A 21,831-nucleotide genomic window follows, 5' to 3' on the forward strand; every position below is an offset into this window, starting at 1 on the left:
AAAAATGGAGCATGTCACATCAGACACGCTCCATTTTTTTATTGTTGTTGTTTAAGTACACGCGACATTTCTTCTATTTTTCCAGCGTGTAACGGAATATGAATCGCATTGAGAACTAATAATTCATTTAATGTACTACAACCAGCTATTGTTTCAGTAAGCTCTTGTTCTAATTGTTCATCTGTAAGTTTGCGAGCACGTTCAGGTAATGTTCTAATGTGTTTAAATATTTCATCAATTGTAGGTACGTCACTATCTCCCCATTTTTCAGGTGAAGAACCATATCCAAATAAATTTGTATACTTAGCAATATCAACTTCATTTTGTTCACATAATGACAATACACTTTCAAAAATCGTTAGCACATGCCCATATTGCCAGTGAATTGTATTAGGAAAAGCGTCAATTTTATCGTCTAATACCTGTTCATTACTCCAATTATCGTAACCTGATAACAGATAATTCACTCCTGAATCAAGAACCTCATACACTGTTGGTTTTGTCATAATTTAGCTCCTTTTCTTATAAAATATTAGAAACTTATCACACTTGTATAAGAACCGTTACTAATTATACCTACTTACTTTACCCAAATCGTTAAAAAATTATTCATATAACAAATGTAATCCCTTATCTTATATATTGAAATTTTATTTTCTTAATATGAACGATACGACTCATTGACACTTAATATTTGTTATATAACCAAATTTCTATACATATTTTTAATATTTGATGGAAAATAGTTAAGGTGCTAAACTATTTTTAATTTCAAAAATTCAAAAATAAAGTGAGGAATCATTAATGTATCATTTCAGAACTGTGGCTATGCGTGACTTGAATACTATTTTACAAATTGAGAATAAGGGTTTTTCATCTGAAGCCGCTTCAAAAGAAGCACTTATTAATAGAATTAATGTTATCAAAGATACATTTATCGTAGCAGAATATGATGGTGAAATCGCTGGCTATGTCAATGGTCCTGTTATTAATCAAGCTTTTATCACTGATGATTTATTTGATGAAACTACAAAGAACCCTCCCCATGGCGGCTATATCGCTATTTTAGGGCTGGTTGTAGGTGAAAGTTATAGAAACCAAGGTCTTGCAGGAAAATTATTGGATCATTTAGAACATCTTGCAATAGAACATGAACGTCAAGGTATAACATTAACTTGCAAAGCTTCTTTGATTTCTTTTTACGAACAATATGGCTATATAAATTATGGCGTTTCTGAATCAAAACATGGCGGCATACAATAGTTTAATTTGGTTAAAAATTTGGATTAATTGTAGTGTCTACTTTTAATATATAGGTTAATGATTTCGTGTATCATTTATTAAATAATTTAAGTTTTCACTTATCATGTTTAAAAAATGCTCAATGTTTTCAAAATCTTTAGTATCATATGTTTCTAGTTTTTCTAAATAAGTGTTATAAACGTTACTATCTAATGCCTGATGATATTGAAATACTTTTTCGCCTTTATCAGTTAATTCGATACTGACTTCTCTAGAACTATGTGTACTTTTATTTTTAACAACTAAGCCTTTTTGAACAAGCCTTGTTATTTTTTGTGAAGCCGCGCTTTTAGTTCTATTCATTTGTTTAGCAATTTCAGATATATTCATTACCTTATTGACACCAATCAGATTAATCATATGTGCTTCGACCATATACAATTCATCATCTGTACCATATTTTCTCGGTATATTTTCATATTGATTTAATAAGTGTGCGGTTTCATAAAGTTGGTCAATCGCTTTTAAAAAAGTTGTTTTTCTAGTCATTACGTCGCTCCTAATAATCATTTGGGTTTATTTTAACATATGAAACAATCACACCATAAATCATTATTCAAACTAAAAACGCTTCCCAAAAGTGTAAAACTTATGGAAAGCATAAATAAAATAATACATTAAATTTTTAAAGTTAAATGATAGTTATCAATAAACATACAAAGGTTATTTAAAAATGGATGAGTTTTACATTATTTCTACTTTTATTGATATTATATGACTAACATTTATATATCTGCCACTATCTTTTAAATAAAAATAACGATGTTTTCTAATTGCTTTTTCAAATCGTTCCAAAGCTAATCTTTCATCGATTTCTAAAACATTTTCTACATACTCGCGAAATACATTCCCATCATTCGTTTCTATTATAAAAACAAAAATTTCATTCATCTATATTCACCCTATGTAATCATTATATATATAATTATCTAACTAATTACTTTTCAATGCAACACAGACACATGCACGACATCATTTTAATTGATATTGATTTAGTATTATTGAAATACATGGACAATTATATCACAAGGATTAACCGAAAATAATCAACGTCCGTTTCAAATAACAATTAGGAAACTAAAAAGACGCTTTCCAAAGGGTTGAGTGCCCTAATGGAAAACGTCTCTAATGAATTATTTTAAATTTTTATGTCAATATGATGTTATTCATGACTTTTAAATGCCTTCAAATCAGTGTTTGAATGCTATTTTACATCATACCTGGCATTCTGTATATGCACAAACTACTATAAATACGTTAACAAAAGACTGTTAAATCAATGTTTTATAATTTCACATATGCCATTATTTTTAGTTTTTTCATTCTGTTATGACCAAATTATGACCACTGATCACAAACTACTATTGTACTTATAATATCAGTTTTAACATATAAAATTTTATTCACTCTTTTTTTGTTCTGAAATTATAATAACAGTCTCTGCAAAATAATGAACGACCGAACTTTATGTAAATAAATATAAAAAATACAGGTATTAAAATTGCCATTACAAACGGCGCTATTAATTCAAAAGGTGACCTTGCAAAATCTCCCGACATAAACATTCCAAAGATTGACATAGCAGCGAACAATAAAGATATCAACGCTAGTTTAGATAAACATCCACTAGATCTTTGGACCACCCTACCGGAATTGCATCTTGGACAACGACTCCAACGCATTATGTATCACTTCCTTATATTCTTATTTTATCTTTATCCCTTTTAAAATACAAATTGTATTTTCTTACAATTTCAAAAAAAAGAATTTATATATTATATTTCAATTTAAAGTATTATATACCAACGTTTACAGTTCTTTATATTCAAGTGTAAAATGTTAAAATTGTAAAACAACATAAATTTTTGCACTCTAAATATCTTTATATATGTTTAAAATATTAATCTGTGATCAATTTTTATATCTTCTACTTTAGTTATTTTTAATTCATTGTAAATATTAATTATCTTATTCATTCTACTTAGTGTATATCGAGTAGGTTGATATACACTTTTTTCAAGTTTTTTCTCAGAAGATTTACTTCTTGTTTTATTATATTCTTCAAAAGCTTTTTTTATTTCTAAAGATTCACTTATATCATTTAAAATAATTTTGATTTCTTGTGAAATTTCAATAATATCATTTAGCTTTATTTCATAAAATTTATTCTCAGTGACATCAATTGTATTAGTCGCTTCACGAAATAAGTCGCAATTTTTTTCACGTAAGTTTGATATAAACATATTACTGAAGCAGTCATTATCTTTATACTTCACATAATCATTGCTTAATTTGTTTAAAATAGGATTCACTTTTTCTTCTAATATTTTTATCATATCATAGTTTTTCAAGTAAAAATCATATTCTATTTTCGCATTAAGTTCGACTTGTGACTGTTCTCTAGCTTTATCCCCTGATATTTTTGCACCTAAATAAGCACCACCAAATGTGGCAAATAAGCCAAAAATACTGATAATAATTGGTAATATTTCTTTTACATTTTGGAAACCTATTAGTGCATCAATAGCGAGGTAAAAAACTATTAACACTAGATTAATAACTACTATTAATACTAAAATTGGAAATTTATATTCTTGGTTATTCTCTTTGTTTTTCATTTCTTATACTCCTGTATAATATTTAATAACAAATGCTTATTTCTCTAATCACTATATTTTAGCATATTTTATTGCTATTAAAATTTTTATAAGCAACAAGTTTCACTATTTCTCTAATTTCACTGATTATTTAACACTCTGACATTCACTCTGTGCTGCATCGAGAAATAAATTAACGTATAGTTGTTCGTTTGATTCTCACAATAATTCTTCCTATTCAAAGATAAATAAACAACCCACCTATTCATTTAGGTGGGTTTGTTTTCTTATACTGTCATTTTTAAACGTTTAGCTTTTGTGCCAATTGCTATATCTATAACAGAATCATCATAAAGACCTTTAGGATTATGGATATCTAAATAAGCCTCACCATTGCCTGTTTTTAAATAAGCTTTAGTTTCAACAAATTCTTGTTGCTTTCCAAAATTATATATAGATGCAAGTAGTTCTACATTAGATTGACCATACACATGATCTGCTGTAATTGGAATTCTGATAAAGTCGCCAACATTCTCAGCTTTAGTTGTTTCTAAAGTTGCAAAGTCTAAGAAATTCTTAACGGTTGAATTCAAATCAATCGATAATAATTCTGATGCGTTTTTATAAATTAGATAAGTGTTTCCGTTTATTATCGCAGTGTGTTTGAAATCATCTGTACATGCAATGGCTCTTTGTGAGAAGAAATCTAAATATGAAAATCTAGTTGCTAAATCATATGGCTGTTGTTTATCAATATCATCTTGAATGAAATCGTCTAAACGTAAACCAAATGTTAATGAACCTATAACTGTATATCCAGTTAATGAAGTATCATAATTAAAAACACTTTCTCGAACATGTTTTAAGTCCCAAGTAGTTCTCGTTGTTCTACCTTTTAATGCAGGCAGATACATATTGTCCGTTGCATCTATTTCATGATATTCAGTTAATTCTTTAGGTAATGCTTTTTTAACATCTTTAGGTAAATTTAATTTAGGTGATTTTGGCTTACCTTTAATTTTTACATCACTTTTTTCATCATTTGTAATTTTAGCTTCAGTTGTAAATATGATTTCATCTTTATCAAATGAAATATCTTTAATGTAACTTCTAGCAGTGATGTTTGCTTTTGATTCAGAAAAAGATATAGCAAGTTCTGGTTTGTTGAGTTCTAATATTTTATCTAAAATTTTACTTCTAGTGTCTAACTTTTCTATTACTTCATTAGTAACATATTTTTCTTTCCACTCTTTTGCTTTTTTAAATTCAACTTCTTTTGTTGCATCTTTCTTCTCGTGGAAATTTTTTCTAATAGCACCTAGCACACGTGAATTGTACCAATGAGTAATCATTGTGATTTTATCTTTTTCATCTAAATGCTTATTGAAAAATTTCGCTAAATTGTTTAACTGCAACCATTTATAGTTTAAGTCTTTTCCGAATCCTGCAGATACGTTTTGTTCACGCCAATGATAAATTGGGTAATCTGCATAGATACCTATTTTAGGGTTTTTGCTATATACAAGGCATGAGTACATAACATCTTCCCACCATACCTTTTCCCCTTCTGAAAAATAAAGGTCATTAGTAATTAGGAAATCTTTTTTATACAATTTAGGTACCGTCATTGGCCCCATAGAATTTACACCGTCTTTTTGTGCATCAATCTTATTCTCTTTGTATTCTTCCCAACCCCAAGACCAGCCTTTCGTTCTTACTACTTTAGGGTTTACTACATCTAAGTTATTCGCCTCTGCGAATTCATACATACGTTCTAAGGCTTGTGGGAAAATTGAATCATCATCATCACTGAAGAATATGTATTTTGAATTAGCTAAGTCTATCCCTTTGTTTCTAGGTCTACTTGACCAACCCGAAGGTGAGATTCTGTGGACGAAATAATTTTCATGAGATTTTGCTTTTTCTTTCAATCTTTTATAAGCAGCAAAATCGCTAGACCCATCATCTATAAAAATTACGTCAAAATCATTTTTATCCATTGTTTGTTCATTTAATGAGTCAAGTAATCTTTGTAATACTTTTTCTTCATTATTAAAACTAGGTATGACTACACTTATTTTTTTCATATAAAATAAACCCCTTTACACATTTATTTAAATATTATCACATTTTATGTTTTATTTACACAAAACAACCCACCTATTCACTTAGGTGGGCTTTTCCATATTGGTATAGTTTTTCAGCATTCTTTAATGATAGATTGTCTAAATCACGTTTCCCGTTTCTTAAAGTAGAAATTATAGCTTGATTTATAAGTGTGTTCTTATATATTTGATAACCAGTTATGTCACTTTCAATTAGTTTTTTGATTACCTGTTTGTATTCACTCATAATTATCACGCTCGTTTTTTATTTAAATAGTGGAAGGTTAAGATAGCTAGTTTCCGCTAGCTAAAATCATTATATACTATTTATTTTTTGTGAAAAAATTTATGTTAAGTAAATTTACATAAAAATAACAGCCTGTGGGGGCAGACTGTTAAAAATATATCATTTTACAAAAGGTGAATTGCGCTAGTTTTTCACTAGCTAATTTTAATATACAATAATAAGATTAATTAAAAAAATCTATGTCAACTTTAATAACAATAATAACTACTCAACGATATGCTCGGGCGGACTGATGTGTTTCTATAATAGCTCCCTTATTTTATCTCCACAATATCTTTTAAATTCAATACACTCATTCCAGTATCTTCATACATGTGTAGTGTTTTTGTATGCACATCTACTTTATGAATATAACCTACTTTAGTTTTAATATATCCATTTTCGAAGTAACGCAATTCAATAGATGGGTCGTTATACATTTTGAAAATTAATGTGTTATTAAGTTCATTCAATTGATCGTCGTCTAATATCGGTCTATCTATCTTATTTTGGTCTTGTATGTATTGTTCTAGTTGTTCGTATTGTTCGGGCAGGGTCTTAAACGCCTGCCACTTAACAATTCCACGCCCTTTTGGTATACGTGGATTAAGATATTCTCTAGGTATTTCTCGGTAATCACTTGTGTATTTATATTCATCTGGTACATCTGGATTGATTGGTTTCATATAATCACCTCATAAATATAATAGAACACTTGTTCGTATATGTAAATAAAAAAATAACCACATCAATTAAGATGCGGTTACCCAATGAGAGTCACGTACTTAAGATACGCTTAGAAACCATTCGACTTACTCATTGCTAAAACAGGCGTAATGCTGTTAAATATATTATAACATTAGTGGTCATCCTATTTCAACATAAAAAGGACTTTTAGGACTGTGAAAATAGCAATTATCAGGAAGTTTTAAGCAAGATTCTTCTTTTAAGAACTCTGAACCACATTTTTCATTACCTCTAAACCGTCTATATTTAGTATTAGCAATCAAGTCAGCCACCTGTATTAATCTATCATGTTTAGAATCTAAATATTTTATAGTAAATTTGCTTTGTATGGAAGGTATAAAATCCCAATACATATGTTGAGACATAAACGTCCCTGGTTTTGACCAATATTTGTTTAAATATTCAATAAAATTTTGTAACCCTTTATTACTATTAAATGCTTCGTTATCAATTTTTATATTTACTAAATCCTTTTTCCCTATGTAACCTTTTCTAAAAATTTCTTCTATTACTCTTCTGATTGTGAATTGTTTGTAAAATTTAACTCTTTGCGGATTATCAAAGTCCATTCGTTTCAATTCTTCATTTTTCACTATAACAAAAAATTGATGTGCACCATTTATTTCGGATAAAATAGTCAGTAACTTTTTTCTCTCCCTGATTTTTAAGCAATTACCTTTTATTTCTCCCTTAATATGTCTACTTCGACAAAAAGAATTAATTTTATTATTAATCTCTTCGACTGTACTTTTATTTTCTGCAAAAAGACACCCATACAAAAAATATTCATGTCTTCCATTGTTACTTAATTGACCCGAATCGTCTATGTATAAAAATTTTTCTCCCATATTTTCTACTTCCTTTTAGAATATAATATTTTTATTATAATCTATTATGAATAGCGAACGTATAGGCGAACATAAAAAAAAGACAGCCGAATTAACGACTGCCTATACACAATAAGGAAGTTTCTCTGTCTAAGAAACTAACGAAACTATATCATACAAACATAAAAAATAACCACCCAGTGACATGTGTGGGTGGCGTAGGTTTAAATAAGTATTTACTTACAACTACTTTATATATATTATACCATAAAAAAATAGGGCAAGCACATAAGTGCCTACCCTTTTAATTTATTGTTCCAACTTATCCAACAATCTATTCAACATTTGCTTAGCTCTTGCCTCTTTAACACCAAATATATTTCCAGCCTTTTCAAAACTCACACCATTACAAATTAATAAAAACAAATTATGTTCTTTTTCAGTCGCTACTCTTTCAATAACAGCTTCTAGTTCATTATAGAATATCACATCTTCAATGTTGCTATTATCTATCTCATGAGTTTCTACTTGATTGTTAACATTAAAAAAGTCATCAATCCCAACATCTTCATCACATGTATAGCTATTATCTTGTATCTTGTGGTAGTTTAATATGAACTCTTTTACAGTTGCTTTGTCATACCTCATACATATTCTACTGCCTTTGCTACACGCTTTAATATAACCTCTCTAGCATGTCTTAAAGTGTATTCTGTGATACCTATAACACTTGCTATCACTTCATCTGTATACTTCTTATCTTTCCACCATGTGAGTTTAATAATCTGTTGCACTTTAACTTCACTATCGTTATATACTTCTGTAATCCCCTTTACAATTGATTCTAGGTTCATATACTTTAATTCGTTCACATCACTAGGTTTATTCTTATAAGTATCAACCATACTATGATAATTGCGCATGTATTTTTCTAATATTGGATAATCTACTTTATCTAATCCTCTAATCACACAACCAACTCCTCACGCTCTTTATTTAAGCTTTCTTTCACTTCTACTACAAAGTTTTGATATATAACTTCATTCTCTTTTTCACGCTGTTCATTGCGTTCTATACGTTTATTGTGATGTATCTTATATAAATCTTCCTGTAACTTATCAATTGTCTTATAAGGCTTGTTACTCCCATTAGATTTGAAATATCTCATCACTTCTTTTTGTTCCTTAGGTGTATAGTTACTGATAAGTTTCTTCAATAAATTGAGTTTCTTGGTACTATTAATTTTAAAACGATTCAATTCATCTTTTTGATCAGTTATCCATATAACTAATTTATCTAATGGATATGAAACTGTAATAACACCAGCGATTTCATCACACACTGTATGGGATGTATTAAGATGATACATTGCATTGATTTGTTCCTGTATTGCTCGAATCTTACTATTAATGAATTGTGGATTGTAATTAGTTAGCAACTCATATTCAGTAATTTTCATTTCTTCTTTATACCACAAAACTGATTTACAACGTTTTAATATCATAGTAGCCCTCCTAGACACTTATAATGAAACAAATTTATTAGTCGTCATCATCCACACCGAATATGTCATACACCGTTTTATTCCTACCTTTACTAGCAAGCATTTCAGCCAATGCATCGTCTTGTGGTTTTGGTGCTTTAGGTTCCATGATTTTTAATCTTGATTCAACAGTTAGCCCTAACTTAGGCGCAATACTATTTAATTGTGATAGTGAATCCCTTTTAATAGCATGATTCTGATTAAGCTTTGTGCCACGTTCTGTTTCTATAATTGCACTTTCATTCTTCATTCTTATAGTTGCATTGATATAGTCTGAATACGCTGTGCAATATGCAGAAACAAGGGCTAAATCTAAACTTGCTATTGGTAATTCTTCTAGTAACGGGAATATTCTATGCCATTCCTTTGTAGCTGTATCATCTAACCATTCAGGTGGTTCTGGTTGTAATTTAGTAAGTTGTTTCAATGCTTCTTCTGTAGCTTGCTTTGTTTCCTGTGCTTCTGTAGTTAGTCTAGACTTTTGATGTGACAGTAACTTTCTTTGAGCCATTTTATTTCCCCTTTTCATATAATTTTTAGTATTTAACCTACGTAAAGCTTCTGAACTTTACACATTTTCGACTTTTATTTTCAACAATCGGTCAAGATTAAGAGTCAATCGATTTAAAAAAATTAAAAATATAGTGGGCGCCTATAGGATGCCTCCCTTTTTAATTACTCCTATTCAATTGGTAACATCCGTACTAATATAACGTGCATTTATTATTTATAACGCCTTTATCACACTGTTGTTACATGCTCTGAAACAATCTTTAAATGGCTTGTATGAAGTATGATTTCCAAGTGTTTCATCGTCTTATTCATCATGTAACTTGCTATTTATTATGATTCTATTTAGATACGCAAATAAATACATTATATGATTCTTTCAACTTCTAAATACATCATACTTATTGAATAATTTATAACCTTTGTATTAGCAAACTATTTGCTATAAAGCTATTAACACTATTAAGCATTCAACCTATGAATTAGTATGAAGATACTTCTTGTATTCATGTTCATGTTGAATGTTTATTTATAATTTTTTATTATTTTTTTTATTTTTACTTTTATAATTTATTTTAAATTTAATTTCAAATAAAAGAACAAATCATTTATCTTTTAAATATGTTCATCAAAGTTATTTACTTAATCAATCTTCTATTGATATTGTAAAAGGATTTAATATGATCTAATCATTTAGTTGAAATACATTTACTTATCTCAATATCATTGTTGATGTAATTACTTATTCTTTATCATCATTGAATCAATATGTTATTCATCATTCAATACAACTTATAACTTATAATATTCTCTAACTTGAATACTTCTATTATTAATATCACAACAATTTATAATCTTTCTCTTGCTTTAACAATGTTCAATATCAATATATTAATCACACATCAATCATAAGTTATATATGAAGAATGAATGATCTATTGAATATATAAGTATGCACAAACTCTTGATATTAAAATAGCCACCACCACAAGTACAAGAGCAGGACAAGTGATGATGGCGTATAAGGAAACGTGCAATTTACAAGAACAAGCTATTAATAAATTGTTACCAGAAGAATTAACTGAATGATTTATAAAGCATTCAATGGTAGATTTCTACCTACTTACATTATACTACATAAATAATATTATAACAATACTATTTTATAAGTAATTTATTTTGTATTAACAGATATTAATTCTATCTTATCAATGTTCCCTATCGTTGTATTATCCATCCCTATTTTACTTGCATAGCTTTGTACTGATACAGATTTCTTATTCTTGGCTATATCTACTAATTCTTGTAATCCTTCGCCTTTATCTTCAACCTTATCTACCTGAATACCAAAGCCAATATATTCTTCATTAATAACAGTAAGCACGCCCTTATCTTTACTATTAGCAACGAATGAGTTTTTACTGTTATTCAATACTATGTTTATACCGTCAGTGTCTTTAAAGTTTTTGAACACCCTTCTTGTAAGTGAACCATTCTTATAATTAATACTAGAATTTGCAACACCATCGGACGTAGCTATTCCAACTTTCGTATTTGAATATAGTGGTTTTAAAATAATAGTATTTTTCTTTTCATCAAACCCTAATGCGTAATCTTGTTCTAATGGACTTAAAACTGTGTAACTCATTTAAATTCCCCCTACCATTTTTTATTTCCGTTGTTAAATTCTGAATCTGCACGACCGTTAATGTTAAATAACTTTTCCTTAAAACTATTGGCTAATGTAGTTGGGTCAGTATTCGTTCTAAATGGATCATCAACTAAACTTGTATTACGTTGTAAACTTAATCTCCATTGGTCTGGATTGCTTATTGCTGTGTTCAAATAATTGCGTCTTGTTGCTCTACGCATAGCTTCCACTTTGTTAGCTGCAATCTTTTCATATACTTCATATGCACCATTTAATTTTTCATTGAACTCTTGAATCAATTTATCATTCGTATTACGTAATTCATTTACTTCCTTATCATATGCATCGTTAAATGATTTAATATCTTCATCTAACAATTTGTGATTCTCATCTTCACTTTGTTCATGTAATGCTACAATTTCATTTTCTAGCTTTCCTTGTTCCTTTTTAAGTGATGCAATCATTGTATAATCGTTTTCAGCACGATAGTGAGACATTTTATAATCGAACTCTTTAAGCTTGTCAGTCACTTTAATCTTTTCCAGTGCCACATGTTTTTTATTTTCTACCTTTGGTTCAATTACCTTATTGAATACTTCGATTGATTTTTCATTTACTTTAGCCATTAAAAAAACTCCTTATTTTTTAGTTATAAAATCTTTGTATGTTTTAATTTTCTTGCTACTTTTCAAATCTTTGATACTTTGTTTAATTTGATCAATATCATCTTGTTTAGTTACATAACGCTTGATTACTGTATCTAAATAACTATCTGATACATTACTTATATTAGTTGGTAGTCTTGCAACAATTTGATTAACCACGTCTCTATACCACATGTGCAAATCCCCTTTAAATATTATAGATATAGAAAATCTCTAATATCTTTAATTAATTTAGAATTACATAGAATTAAATGAATATACTATTAAAGTTGCTTGATACTACGTTCACTTATTGGATAAAACCAATTTAGATCATCAGCATTTTTAGGCTTAAATCCTGCAAGTGCCATGACTTCTTTCATGTTTCCGTTAGATATATAAAAGCCATAAGGCTCACGTTCAAACATATGCTTTAAGTTGTAACTGGAATAGTTTTCATTAACTGATTTTATAGGCTCTAATTGTTTACACCACATTAATAGTGTTTCGAGTTCCAGCATTGTCATATCGTTAAAATCAATTGCGTTAAATCCTAAATCGTTATATGACATATATTGATATAGTTCTTCATCGTTAAAGTAAAATACTTCACGAGGATATTCTGTAATCACACGATGTACATTATTATTAGTTACTACTGTTCCATATCTGTTGCCACTATTGTATAGGTATCTCATTTTCTCATTCTCCTTTTTGTCCGTTGTTTATTTGTTTCGTTACCAAAAACGCCATTTCATTCCCACCATTACCAGTTCGTTACCACTGATTTTTCTTACTGCCACAACGGGTTTAGTAGCTTACTGGTAATGAAAGAATGAAAATAGAGAAAAAACTTCTTGTATATTAATGTCCTACTTTTTAGTTATTTTATATATTAACTTCTTAAAAATTGAAATTCCATTCACACTTTTGTCTACAAACCTTGTCGTACCAACACTTAAGAGGTGGTAATGAACAATAATATTTCGTTCACAGTAGTTCATATAAATGTGATTGAATGTACTATAAACGCCGTAATATCAACATTTAATAGGTGTGAATGAAATTTCTATTTATACATCTTTTCATTCACACTTTCATTCACACTACTTTCAAATTAGTATTTATATACGATTGCTTTTGTTCCCCGTGTGGTAAAAGTGTAGGGTCAAAATGTCCTACTTTTGCTTGTAAGTCATTCACTGAATAATATCTAGGTTTATCTACTTTCCAATTTTTACCAAGATATCGTTCAAAACTTTTGCAGAATTTCCTTTCAGAAAGAGGTTTATAACCACTACGTTCACAGAAAACTTTATATCTGTAATAAACAACTGTTTTAGGTACTTTATCAACATTCCATTTATCAAACTCTGTTACTTTAAAATCATATACTGGGTCATTATCTTGAACATATTCTTCTAATAATTCAGCTGACACTCTAGGAACAATAAACTTGTTAAAATTTAAATTTATAGCTTTGTGAAGTACATATTCTAGTACCTTTTTATCAGTAAGATATTTTTCTTTAATATCTGGATTTTCTTTTGTGCCGTTAAAATCTGCGTTAAATGGCACTATTAAAAGTCGTCTGTTTGTTCCACCTGTTTTATTTTTAAATCTAGGCATGCCATTAGTTGACTGAATCACAGTAGTTCTGAAAACAGTGCGATATGGTTGTTTATTCTTTATATTTACAAGCACTGGATCACCTGTTATAACACTGTTGAAATTTGAGCTATCTTCAATATTCACACCTACAGGCACATCATCACCAATCACAAGTGTTTTACCTTCCAGTACGCCTAATTTAAACTCTTGGTCAAATTCATTAACTTTAAGACTTGCTACATTATCAAAACCGATTAAGTTAGTAAGCAGCGTTTGGTAGCTACCTTTAGCATTGTTTCCATCACCAACAAGAAATATCGCTTTTTTACGTGTATAGTTTCCGTTTAATGAATCATTTATAACTTGCCATAACAATGTGAATACTTCTCTATCACCACAAGCAACTTCATCTAGCCAGTTATCAAAACTCCAGCCGTTTATCACAGGTGGTTTAGGATTCTCAATATAATTAGTTGAAATCTTAGTAGTAAACACATAGTTTGGTGTAAAAGATTCTAATTCCATCGTTTTTCTGTTAAACACACCATTATTAACTGGAATTAAATGAGGTTCGTTTGTTTTGTCTACAACGTCTACCATATTAGTTAAATGATATATAACTTCTTGTGCTTTCTTCTCATTGTGTCTAGGCTCTAACCAAGAAATAATACGTTTAATAATCGCAGTATTTTGTGTGTAAATACCTTTATCACTTTGATACATTGCAAGTTTTGTATTTTCTTCTAAATCGAATATCACGAATTTTATTACATCATTAAGTAATACGGCGCATCTGTTTGAGCTAATCGTTTGTGGTGGTCTACCTGATGCTTCGCCATTTTCTTTTGCCTTCTCAAACTCTGCTTTCATAAATGCTAACTCTTCGTTTCGAATCAATGATATTGTGTATCTAAGCGATTGCCCTGTACCTCTCGAATTAGGCTCGTATATTGTTTCTTGGTTTACAATAGCTGTATCCAATTCGTTATTTCCCCACGTTGAATTGCCACGCTTTTCGTCCCATTTGTCAGTAAGATTATTGTAGGCTAAAAATATTCGTTCCATTTGTAACTTATCTCTACCAGTATAAAAAGCTAATACTCTTAATAGACTTTGTACTGCTTCACTAGGACTTTCAAAAATATCTTCGTAATCTCCAGCAAGTAATTTTTTATATTTACTTTTCTTAGTAATCATTTTAACGATTTCATTATCTGTAAAAATACTGCTTCCAGTTTTAGTAATTGTTAAATTTTGTTTTTTAGGTTCTGCTTTAAAATACCTTTCAACAATATTATTAATAGTTTCTTGGTCATCACAAATTTCACTTTGCCCGATGGTGTGACCTGTAACAGTCATAAAGCGCCCTGTGTCATACAATTCAATATCTAAGTCAGTACGTTTCTTTTTGCGTTCATCTGGTAATGTACCTTTGAAGAAACAATGTAAGCCTGTTCCACTCGGTGATAATTCACAATAAGTTAATTCAGTCATTTCTATTGCTAGATCAGTTTTTAATTGACCAGTGTCATGATTGACTGCATCATCTATATCCAAACAAATGTAATTATCATCATCACTTAATACAAAGCCAATGCCATTATATTGTTCATCACTATCACAAAGTGAAACGACATCTTGAAATTCAAGCCATGTACTAACATTTGTAGAACTTGCTTTATAACCTTCTGTGCTATATGGGACTTTGCTATATACTTGTTGTTTTTCTATCCATTCAGCACTCCACAGTACCCATTTATCAAGTTGTTTCAATTCTTCTGGTATTTCTTCTTCGTTTACTTCTATAATTTTATCTAATGTTGTTATAGCCACATAAAGCCCCCTTTTCTCTAAATTTGTAGATACTTTCCGTTGTATTTGCTATAATTAAAAATATATAAAGTTTCTTAAATATTTCTGTTAAGCGTTATCTGATTCTGTCGCCAAACATTCATCAGTAGCGCTTTTTTCTTGCTCTCTTTTAACTAGCATTTCGATTTCATCATTCATACGTTCGTTATCTTCTCTTATGCTTTTTAAAATTGATAACGCAACATAATGTGATTTCCACGCACTATTTATTTCTTGTTCTAACCTAAATTCATTATTTTTGATTGCCCATTCTCTAGTTCGTTCTATTTCTTCTATTTCTGTACCTACATAATCTATACAAGATTGAATTTTATTTCCTAAATCTGTATATTCTAATATTTCTATAATTTGTTTACCTAAATTCATTTTTAATAATTCCCCTTTAATAATTTAATATCTAACTCTGCACAAATTAATTCTGCTTTCAAATTTGCATCGGGCAATAGATTTGCCATTAAATCAGGCGATATGTTCGCAATAAATTCGCCATTGCGATATATGTTGTACCATTTAACGATGGTACGTTTGATTAATACTTGTGATTTCATTGTTCTATACCTCGCTTAATTTTTAATGCTTTCAAATCATTATTAGTAATGTCCATTTGATTAGTTATCATTTCCATAAAATCATCTACATCTGACTTTTTAAAACGATAAGTTGAACCTACTCTGTAATAACGCATTCCATTTTTAATTAACAAATCATCAATAGTCGGTTTAGACAAATTAAGATAATCTGCTAGTTCCTTATAGGTCATAAAGTATTTTTCTTTTGCTAATTCTTCGATACGCTCGTCAATTGCTTGTTGCAGCATCTCACGTGCTTCATCTTCATCAATGCCGATATTAAACATTGGTTATGCCTCCTTTTGTTCAAATTCGAATAGTTCTTGTATCTCTACATCTAATACATCCGAAATCTTTTTGGCTAATTTTGCACTAGGATTTCTTTTACCATTAATTATCAAACTCATGTATGAAAGGCTTACTTCAGTTTCAATTGCTAATTGCGATAAGTTATAACCTCTTAAAAACATAACTTTTTTTAAATAATGATTTTTAATGTAGATACTCATAGTTTTATACCCCCAATCTAAATGAATTTAAATCGTTCAAAAATTTATATTTTCGAATGATTGCTTTACAAATACAATTAAACCATATAAACAAAATAAGTGCAAGTTTTTTTCAATATTTGTGGATTTTTGTAAATAAATCATTCATAATGATGTGAGAGGTGAGAAAATGATTATATGTACTTTAAACAAATTAATGGAAGAAAACGATAAAACTCAAAGTGAAATTGCAAACGCCACTGGAATAACCAGACCTACATTATTATCATTGATTAGAAATGATAACCAGAGCATAAGATATGAAACGATCAATCAATTATGTAAGTATTTCGATATAGATATGAGTGAGTTATTAGTATACTCACCAGTTGATGTGAAATTAAAAAATATTTTGTTAGAAGATGTACCAATGACAACTGATTTTGAAGTTAATGAAGAAAACTCTAGTGTTGCAGTTTCTTTAATTTACGATATTGATGGAATAGAACTTGAATTTGATACAAACCTTGGTGTTACAAAAACAAGTAATACACTTAAAAATTCCGGAAAATTCTTTTTCAACAGTTTAATATACGAAGATGAATTGAATGCGTTGGAATCTAAAGGATTTAAACATAACTTTGTGAAAACTTATAATAATTCTATTGATTTAGAAAATGTTATTAAAGAAAAATTAACAGAAGCAAATCTTGATACAAATTTTAAAATTAAGCATTATGAAATTGGAATACAAGGAATGAAACGCAATAATCCAAATGAGAATACGTTCGGTGATTTAGTAGAAGAATTAAAATCTTTAGTTGATAGTATTCCATTTGAAAAAGAAGAAAAAGAGAAAATGTTTAAAAAAATAAACGATATAAAACACTCGAATACTAATAGTGACGGTGATTAAATGGCAAACTATGAAAAACGTGGCAACAAATGGCGTTATCGTATATCACTAGGTAAAAATCCTAATACTGGTAAATATGAATATATATCTAAGTCAGGTTTTGCTCGCAAGTCTGATGCTAAGAATCATGCTGAAATGGTAGAAAGACAAATAAGAAATGGCGAGTATATTGCACCGTCTACTCATACATTTAATTATGTAGCTGATGAATGGATTAATCATTATAGTCGAAATGCAAAAGTGAGTAGTGTTAGAGCAAGAGAAAAAGCCATATATCACGCTAAACAACAATTTGGTAATAGAAGTATACAGACTATAACTAAGCGTGACTACCAAGCGTTTGTGGACGATATAAGTACTCAATTTAGTAAAAATTATGTTGATAGTATTGTAAGCTCAACCAATCTTATATTTAAGTATGCGTTGGATATGAAGATAATTGCTAAGTCGCCTATTGAGGGAATTAAGAGGGCTAAATTTAAGCCGACTGTTGAGGATTTGGAACAGAATAGCTTACAACAAAAATTTCTTGAAAAAGATGAATTATTTGAGTTTCTAAGTGTTGCTAAGAACCACCATAAGCCACTGAATAGCTTTGAAGTGTTCGTAAGTCTTGCATATCTCGGATTACGTGCTGGTGAATTACTGGCGCTTAAATGGTCTGATATCGACTATGAAGAATGTACTGTAAGTATAACCAAAACATATTATAATCCGAATAACAATAAGAAAAATTATCAGATACTCACACCGAAAACTGAATCATCTATCGGTAAAATTTCAATAGATCCTAACGTTATAAAATTGTTGTTAGATTATAAAGTGAATGTGCAAGACAAATGGAAAAATGAGTTGTACGTGGATAATAATTTTATATTCACAGACAATAACGGCTACCCACTTGTCATTAAGAAGCTGTCACAGTGGATTCAGGCAATTATGCCACAGACTGAAATTGATAAGAATATCACGACGCACTCGTTCAGATACACTCATTGCAGCCTTTTAATAGAAGCTGGTGTGCATATTAAAGAGATACAGGAACGACTACGCCATAAAGATATACAAACAACTATGAATATTTACGCAAGCATTACAAAATCATACAAAAAAGACGCTTCCCAAAGATTTAGTAATCTCATGGAAAACGTCTCAAAACAATTATTTTAAATTTCTATGACCAAATTATGACCATCGGACGAACGATATACTGTCATATCAATGTTCTATGGTCTTTTTACATCATACCTGGCATGCCACCCATACCTGCTTGTGCATCATTGTTACTTTCTTCTGGAATATTAGCAACAACTGCTTCTGTAGTAAGGAACATAGCTGCCACACTTGCAGCATGTTGAAGTGATGAACGTGTCACTTTCGTTGGATCTACGATACCTGCTTCTAACATATTCACCCATTCATTTGTCGCAGCATTAAAACCAATACCTATATCAGCATTCTTTAGTCGTTCAACAATAATTGAACCTTCTAGTCCAGCATTTTCAGCAATTTGACGAACTGGTGCTTCTAAAGCTTTTAAGACAATATTAATACCAGTAGCAATGTCGCCTTCTGCTTCAATTTTAGCTACTTTTTCATAAATATTCATAAATGCAGTACCACCACCAGCTACAATACCTTCTTCAACTGCAGCTCTAGTAGAGTTTAATGCATCTTCAATACGTAATTTACGTTCTTTTAATTCTGTTTCACTTGCTGCACCAACTTTAATTACTGCAACGCCACCAGCTAATTTAGCTAAGCGCTCTTGTAATTTTTCTTTGTCAAATTCAGAATCAGTTTCTTCAATTTGAGCTTTAATTTGGCTCACACGTGCATCGATACTGTTTTGATCTCCATCACCGTCAACAACTGTTGTGTTGTCTTTCGTAATTTCAGCTTTATTTGCAGTACCTAACATATCCATAGTCGCTTCTTTTAATTCTAAACCTAAGTCATCCGTAATTACTTGTGCACCTGTTAAGATAGCTAAATCTTCTAACATTGCTTTACGACGATCGCCAAATCCTGGTGCTTTCACTGCAACAGCAGTAAATGTGCCACGCATACGGTTAAGCACGATATTAGTTAATGCATCGCCTTCAACGTCATCAGCAACAATTAAGATAGGACGATTTGATTGTACGACTTGTTCTAATAACGGTAAGATGTCTTGGAATGATGAAATCTTTTTATCAGTAATTAAAATATATGGTCTTTCAAGATCAGCGACCATTTTATCTGAGTCAGTCACCATATATGGTGATTGATAACCTCGGTCAAATTGCATACCTTCTACTACTTCTAATTCTGTATTAAAACCACTAGACTCTTCAATAGTGATGACACCATCGTTACCTACTTTTTCCATTGCTTCAGAAATGTATTTACCAATTTCTTCATCTGCAGCTGAAATAGAACCAACTTGTGCAATTTCATTTTTATTATCTACATTTTGTGAAATTTCATGTAATGCCTCAATTGCTACTTCTACAGCTTTATCAATACCTTGTCTTAAACCAACAGGATTTGCACCACTTGTTACGTTTTTCAAACCTTCTTGAATCATAGCTTGTGCTAGCACTGTTGCTGTTGTCGTACCGTCACCAGCAATTTCATTTGTTTTATTTGCTACTTCTTGAACTAGTTTCGCACCCATATTTTCATAAGGATCTTCTAATTCAATTTCTTTAGCAATTGTAACACCATCATTAGTGATGAGTGGTGATGTATATTCTTTATCTAATACAACATTACGCCCCTTAGGACCGATTGTAACTTTAACGGCATTTGCTAATTTATCTACACCTCTTAGCATTGATTGACGTGCATCTTCAGAGAATTTTAAATCTTTCGCCATATTTTATATACCTCCATGTTGTTTCTATGATAATTATTGTTTATTTTTAAAATTTTTTTATATTAAGATTCAATTATTGCTAAAATATCTTCTTCATTAACGATTAAATATGTTTCGTCTCCTCGTTTAACTTCAGTTCCAGCATATTGTTGGAATACTACTTTGTCGCCTTCGTTTACTTCAGGAGCAACACGAGAACCATCTTTTAAAATACGTCCTGCACCTACTGCAATTATCGTACCTTCGTTGGATTTCTCTTTAGCGCTATCAGTTAATACGATACCACTTTTAGTTGTTTGCTCTTGTTCTGATTTTTGAATAATTACTCGGTTACCTAATGGCTTTAACATTTTTCGTTCCTCCTCAAAAGTTTAAATGTTAGCACTTTAAGTTAATGAGTGCTAATGTACTTTCTATAATAATCAAATTTAGTCAACTTTTCAAGTTAAAACCATTATCCTCTTAATTTTGTACAAACGATGATTTTGCGATAAAATAAAGTATCATTTAATTTTTGGAGGTTCATTATGTCTCGTTTATGGGTATCCATATTGACATTAGTTATTTATGGTTTAGCACAATTTGGTGTTATTTTATTACATATGGCTGGCCTATTTAACAATCTAAGTAGCAAGGAACTTGTCTTTGCTAACATATACACACAAGTTGGTTTATTTATAATAGCTGCTATTTTAATAATTATAATCAATAACTTTATTTCTAATCCTACCCGATTAGAGCAACAAGCAAAAGAAAAGAAACGTTACGTTATTGTTTGGGCAATTGTTGGTTATTTCGTTGTTATGATTTATCAGATACTTGCAGGCATGATTAATATGTACGTATTTGGTGCACCTCAATCAAGTCCAAATACTGAGCGACTGATGAAAGTTGCACAAGAAATACCCCTATTTATCATATTAATTTCAATTGTAGGACCAATACTTGAAGAGTTTGTTTTTAGAAAAGTTATTTTTGGTGAAATTTACAATTTAATTAATGCAAATAAAACGATAAAATTTTTAATTGCTGCCATTGTAAGTTCCATCATATTTAGTGCAGCACACGCAGATCCATCATTTTTTATAATTTATTTTGGTATGGGCTTCATTTTTGCTGCATTATACGTATATACCAAACGAATTTGGGTCCCTATCTTAGTGCACATGATGCAAAATGGATTTGTTGTCATCATACAAGTACTTATTGGACCAGAAAAAATAAAAGAGCTACAAGAATCAACATCATTCATATTTAATCTTTTATTTTTAATAATGTAAATATATAAAGGGAAGTACGTATG

General features: G+C 30.0%; 27 protein-coding genes. 4 read left to right on the forward strand and 23 right to left on the reverse strand.

Annotated features, from left to right (window positions below):
• Positions 1-38: 38 nt before the first annotated feature.
• Positions 39-506 carry a bacillithiol transferase BstA gene (locus ACM595_RS05090; protein WP_002482793.1) on the reverse strand — a complete coding sequence of 156 codons (468 nt, stop codon included), beginning with the start codon at positions 504-506 and terminating at the stop codon, positions 39-41.
• A 298-nt stretch (positions 507-804) separates the two neighbouring features.
• Between ACM595_RS05090 and ACM595_RS05095 the strand changes: the two genes are divergently transcribed.
• Complete coding sequence (locus ACM595_RS05095; protein WP_041079944.1) at positions 805-1,263, forward strand: GNAT family N-acetyltransferase; 459 nt, start codon at positions 805-807, stop codon at positions 1,261-1,263.
• A gap of 54 nt (positions 1,264-1,317) precedes the next feature.
• Here the strand turns inward: ACM595_RS05095 and ACM595_RS05100 are convergent, their stop codons facing one another.
• The 20 genes from ACM595_RS05100 to ACM595_RS05195 all read right to left on the reverse strand — a co-directional run bounded on the left by ACM595_RS05100 (position 1,318) and on the right by ACM595_RS05195 (position 16,773).
• On the reverse strand, positions 1,318-1,791 hold the full coding sequence (locus ACM595_RS05100) for a MarR family winged helix-turn-helix transcriptional regulator (protein WP_041079942.1): 474 nt from the start codon (positions 1,789-1,791) through the stop codon (positions 1,318-1,320).
• A 195-nt stretch (positions 1,792-1,986) separates the two neighbouring features.
• Positions 1,987-2,193: a hypothetical protein gene (locus ACM595_RS05105; protein ID WP_011302733.1), complete on the reverse strand. Its 207-nt coding sequence runs from the start codon at positions 2,191-2,193 to the stop codon at positions 1,987-1,989.
• A 1,001-nt stretch (positions 2,194-3,194) separates the two neighbouring features.
• Positions 3,195-3,920: a hypothetical protein gene (locus ACM595_RS05110; protein ID WP_419744459.1), complete on the reverse strand. Its 726-nt coding sequence runs from the start codon at positions 3,918-3,920 to the stop codon at positions 3,195-3,197.
• Positions 3,921-4,186: 266 nt separating this feature from the next.
• The gene (locus tag ACM595_RS05115; protein WP_419744460.1) at positions 4,187-5,986 is read right to left on the reverse strand and encodes a glycosyltransferase family 2 protein; all 1,800 of its coding nucleotides are present in this window, start codon (positions 5,984-5,986) and stop codon (positions 4,187-4,189) included.
• Between the two features lie 73 nt (positions 5,987-6,059).
• Entirely contained in the window at positions 6,060-6,251 is a 192-nt protein-coding gene (locus ACM595_RS05120) for a hypothetical protein (RefSeq protein WP_037538230.1), read from the reverse strand.
• Between the two features lie 314 nt (positions 6,252-6,565).
• Positions 6,566-6,976 (reverse strand): YolD-like family protein, encoded by a 411-nt coding sequence (locus ACM595_RS05125; RefSeq protein WP_107643792.1) that lies wholly within the window; start codon positions 6,974-6,976, stop codon positions 6,566-6,568.
• Positions 6,977-7,156: 180 nt separating this feature from the next.
• Positions 7,157-7,885: a DUF3800 domain-containing protein gene (locus ACM595_RS05130; protein WP_419744461.1), complete on the reverse strand. Its 729-nt coding sequence runs from the start codon at positions 7,883-7,885 to the stop codon at positions 7,157-7,159.
• Between the two features lie 288 nt (positions 7,886-8,173).
• Entirely contained in the window at positions 8,174-8,512 is a 339-nt protein-coding gene (locus ACM595_RS05135; RefSeq protein WP_419744462.1) for a sigma-70 family RNA polymerase sigma factor, read from the reverse strand.
• Complete coding sequence (locus ACM595_RS05140; protein WP_069820004.1) at positions 8,509-8,787, reverse strand: hypothetical protein; 279 nt, start codon at positions 8,785-8,787, stop codon at positions 8,509-8,511. Before ACM595_RS05140 ends, ACM595_RS05135 begins: the two co-directional genes overlap by 4 nt.
• 44 nt (positions 8,788-8,831) lie before the next feature.
• Positions 8,832-9,368: a hypothetical protein gene (locus tag ACM595_RS05145; protein ID WP_064783230.1), complete on the reverse strand. Its 537-nt coding sequence runs from the start codon at positions 9,366-9,368 to the stop codon at positions 8,832-8,834.
• Positions 9,369-9,405: 37 nt separating this feature from the next.
• Positions 9,406-9,918, reverse strand: coding sequence for a phage terminase small subunit P27 family (locus tag ACM595_RS05150; protein ID WP_251469475.1), 513 nt, complete (start codon positions 9,916-9,918; stop codon positions 9,406-9,408).
• A gap of 1,173 nt (positions 9,919-11,091) precedes the next feature.
• On the reverse strand, positions 11,092-11,565 hold the full coding sequence (locus ACM595_RS05155) for a hypothetical protein (protein ID WP_048787047.1): 474 nt from the start codon (positions 11,563-11,565) through the stop codon (positions 11,092-11,094).
• Positions 11,566-11,576: 11 nt separating this feature from the next.
• Positions 11,577-12,194 carry a hypothetical protein gene (locus ACM595_RS05160; protein WP_206380023.1) on the reverse strand — a complete coding sequence of 206 codons (618 nt, stop codon included), beginning with the start codon at positions 12,192-12,194 and terminating at the stop codon, positions 11,577-11,579.
• Between the two features lie 12 nt (positions 12,195-12,206).
• Entirely contained in the window at positions 12,207-12,407 is a 201-nt protein-coding gene (locus ACM595_RS05165; RefSeq protein ID WP_232160529.1) for a hypothetical protein, read from the reverse strand.
• An 89-nt stretch (positions 12,408-12,496) separates the two neighbouring features.
• A complete protein-coding gene (locus tag ACM595_RS05170) occupies positions 12,497-12,910 on the reverse strand; it encodes a hypothetical protein (protein ID WP_080983400.1) in 414 nt (137 codons plus the stop codon).
• A 403-nt stretch (positions 12,911-13,313) separates the two neighbouring features.
• Positions 13,314-15,656 (reverse strand): phage/plasmid primase, P4 family, encoded by a 2,343-nt coding sequence (locus ACM595_RS05175; RefSeq protein WP_419744463.1) that lies wholly within the window; start codon positions 15,654-15,656, stop codon positions 13,314-13,316.
• A gap of 87 nt (positions 15,657-15,743) precedes the next feature.
• A complete protein-coding gene (locus ACM595_RS05180; RefSeq protein ID WP_419744464.1) occupies positions 15,744-16,061 on the reverse strand; it encodes a hypothetical protein in 318 nt (105 codons plus the stop codon).
• A gap of 2 nt (positions 16,062-16,063) precedes the next feature.
• Entirely contained in the window at positions 16,064-16,243 is a 180-nt protein-coding gene (locus ACM595_RS05185; RefSeq protein WP_419744465.1) for a hypothetical protein, read from the reverse strand.
• Positions 16,240-16,551 (reverse strand): helix-turn-helix domain-containing protein, encoded by a 312-nt coding sequence (locus ACM595_RS05190; RefSeq protein WP_119646898.1) that lies wholly within the window; start codon positions 16,549-16,551, stop codon positions 16,240-16,242. The genes ACM595_RS05185 and ACM595_RS05190 overlap by 4 nt, the downstream gene beginning before the upstream one ends.
• 3 nt (positions 16,552-16,554) lie before the next feature.
• Positions 16,555-16,773: a helix-turn-helix transcriptional regulator gene (locus tag ACM595_RS05195; protein WP_419744466.1), complete on the reverse strand. Its 219-nt coding sequence runs from the start codon at positions 16,771-16,773 to the stop codon at positions 16,555-16,557.
• A gap of 196 nt (positions 16,774-16,969) precedes the next feature.
• Here ACM595_RS05195 and ACM595_RS05200 point away from each other — a divergent pair, with 196 nt between their 5' ends.
• Complete coding sequence (locus tag ACM595_RS05200; protein ID WP_419744467.1) at positions 16,970-17,668, forward strand: helix-turn-helix domain-containing protein; 699 nt, start codon at positions 16,970-16,972, stop codon at positions 17,666-17,668.
• Complete coding sequence (locus tag ACM595_RS05205; protein ID WP_419744468.1) at positions 17,669-18,838, forward strand: tyrosine-type recombinase/integrase; 1,170 nt, start codon at positions 17,669-17,671, stop codon at positions 18,836-18,838. It begins immediately after the preceding gene.
• Between the two features lie 67 nt (positions 18,839-18,905).
• On the opposite strand, the gene groL is transcribed toward ACM595_RS05205, so the two are convergent.
• Together groL and groES are read right to left on the reverse strand one after the other, a co-directional pair.
• Entirely contained in the window at positions 18,906-20,528 is a 1,623-nt protein-coding gene (gene groL / locus ACM595_RS05210) for a chaperonin GroEL (RefSeq protein WP_002482790.1), read from the reverse strand.
• A gap of 62 nt (positions 20,529-20,590) precedes the next feature.
• Positions 20,591-20,878 (reverse strand): co-chaperone GroES, encoded by a 288-nt coding sequence (groES, locus tag ACM595_RS05215; protein WP_002482789.1) that lies wholly within the window; start codon positions 20,876-20,878, stop codon positions 20,591-20,593.
• 177 nt (positions 20,879-21,055) lie between these two features.
• Between groES and mroQ the strand changes: the two genes are divergently transcribed.
• The gene (gene mroQ / locus ACM595_RS05220; protein WP_041079918.1) at positions 21,056-21,808 is read left to right on the forward strand and encodes an intramembrane glutamic endopeptidase MroQ; all 753 of its coding nucleotides are present in this window, start codon (positions 21,056-21,058) and stop codon (positions 21,806-21,808) included.
• The last annotated feature ends 23 nt before the right edge of the window (positions 21,809-21,831 follow it).

The organism is Staphylococcus sp. LKG3-1 (genome assembly GCF_048568385.1).
Lineage (GTDB): Bacteria > Bacillota > Bacilli > Staphylococcales > Staphylococcaceae > Staphylococcus > Staphylococcus saprophyticus.

Bases quoted from the DNA above. Each gene is read 5' to 3' on its own strand.
- ACM595_RS05090 (WP_002482793.1), bottom strand. From the start codon at position 506: ATGACAAAACCAACAGTGTATGAGGTTCTTGATTCAGGAGTGAATTAT.
- ACM595_RS05095 (WP_041079944.1), top strand. From the start codon at position 805: ATGTATCATTTCAGAACTGTGGCTATGCGTGACTTGAATACTATTTTA.
- ACM595_RS05100 (WP_041079942.1), bottom strand. From the start codon at position 1,791: ATGACTAGAAAAACAACTTTTTTAAAAGCGATTGACCAACTTTATGAA.
- ACM595_RS05105 (WP_011302733.1), bottom strand. From the start codon at position 2,193: ATGAATGAAATTTTTGTTTTTATAATAGAAACGAATGATGGGAATGTA.
- ACM595_RS05110 (WP_419744459.1), bottom strand. From the start codon at position 3,920: ATGAAAAACAAAGAGAATAACCAAGAATATAAATTTCCAATTTTAGTA.
- ACM595_RS05115 (WP_419744460.1), bottom strand. From the start codon at position 5,986: ATGAAAAAAATAAGTGTAGTCATACCTAGTTTTAATAATGAAGAAAAA.
- ACM595_RS05120 (WP_037538230.1), bottom strand. From the start codon at position 6,251: ATGAGTGAATACAAACAGGTAATCAAAAAACTAATTGAAAGTGACATA.
- ACM595_RS05125 (WP_107643792.1), bottom strand. From the start codon at position 6,976: ATGAAACCAATCAATCCAGATGTACCAGATGAATATAAATACACAAGT.
- ACM595_RS05130 (WP_419744461.1), bottom strand. From the start codon at position 7,885: ATGGGAGAAAAATTTTTATACATAGACGATTCGGGTCAATTAAGTAAC.
- ACM595_RS05135 (WP_419744462.1), bottom strand. From the start codon at position 8,512: ATGAGGTATGACAAAGCAACTGTAAAAGAGTTCATATTAAACTACCAC.
- ACM595_RS05140 (WP_069820004.1), bottom strand. From the start codon at position 8,787: ATGCGCAATTATCATAGTATGGTTGATACTTATAAGAATAAACCTAGT.
- ACM595_RS05145 (WP_064783230.1), bottom strand. From the start codon at position 9,368: ATGATATTAAAACGTTGTAAATCAGTTTTGTGGTATAAAGAAGAAATG.
- ACM595_RS05150 (WP_251469475.1), bottom strand. From the start codon at position 9,918: ATGGCTCAAAGAAAGTTACTGTCACATCAAAAGTCTAGACTAACTACA.
- ACM595_RS05155 (WP_048787047.1), bottom strand. From the start codon at position 11,565: ATGAGTTACACAGTTTTAAGTCCATTAGAACAAGATTACGCATTAGGG.
- ACM595_RS05160 (WP_206380023.1), bottom strand. From the start codon at position 12,194: ATGGCTAAAGTAAATGAAAAATCAATCGAAGTATTCAATAAGGTAATT.
- ACM595_RS05165 (WP_232160529.1), bottom strand. From the start codon at position 12,407: ATGTGGTATAGAGACGTGGTTAATCAAATTGTTGCAAGACTACCAACT.
- ACM595_RS05170 (WP_080983400.1), bottom strand. From the start codon at position 12,910: ATGAGATACCTATACAATAGTGGCAACAGATATGGAACAGTAGTAACT.
- ACM595_RS05180 (WP_419744464.1), bottom strand. From the start codon at position 16,061: ATGAATTTAGGTAAACAAATTATAGAAATATTAGAATATACAGATTTA.
- ACM595_RS05185 (WP_419744465.1), bottom strand. From the start codon at position 16,243: ATGAAATCACAAGTATTAATCAAACGTACCATCGTTAAATGGTACAAC.
- ACM595_RS05190 (WP_119646898.1), bottom strand. From the start codon at position 16,551: ATGTTTAATATCGGCATTGATGAAGATGAAGCACGTGAGATGCTGCAA.
- ACM595_RS05195 (WP_419744466.1), bottom strand. From the start codon at position 16,773: ATGAGTATCTACATTAAAAATCATTATTTAAAAAAAGTTATGTTTTTA.
- ACM595_RS05200 (WP_419744467.1), top strand. From the start codon at position 16,970: ATGGAAGAAAACGATAAAACTCAAAGTGAAATTGCAAACGCCACTGGA.
- ACM595_RS05205 (WP_419744468.1), top strand. From the start codon at position 17,669: ATGGCAAACTATGAAAAACGTGGCAACAAATGGCGTTATCGTATATCA.
- groL (WP_002482790.1), bottom strand. From the start codon at position 20,528: ATGGCGAAAGATTTAAAATTCTCTGAAGATGCACGTCAATCAATGCTA.
- groES (WP_002482789.1), bottom strand. From the start codon at position 20,878: ATGTTAAAGCCATTAGGTAACCGAGTAATTATTCAAAAATCAGAACAA.
- mroQ (WP_041079918.1), top strand. From the start codon at position 21,056: ATGTCTCGTTTATGGGTATCCATATTGACATTAGTTATTTATGGTTTA.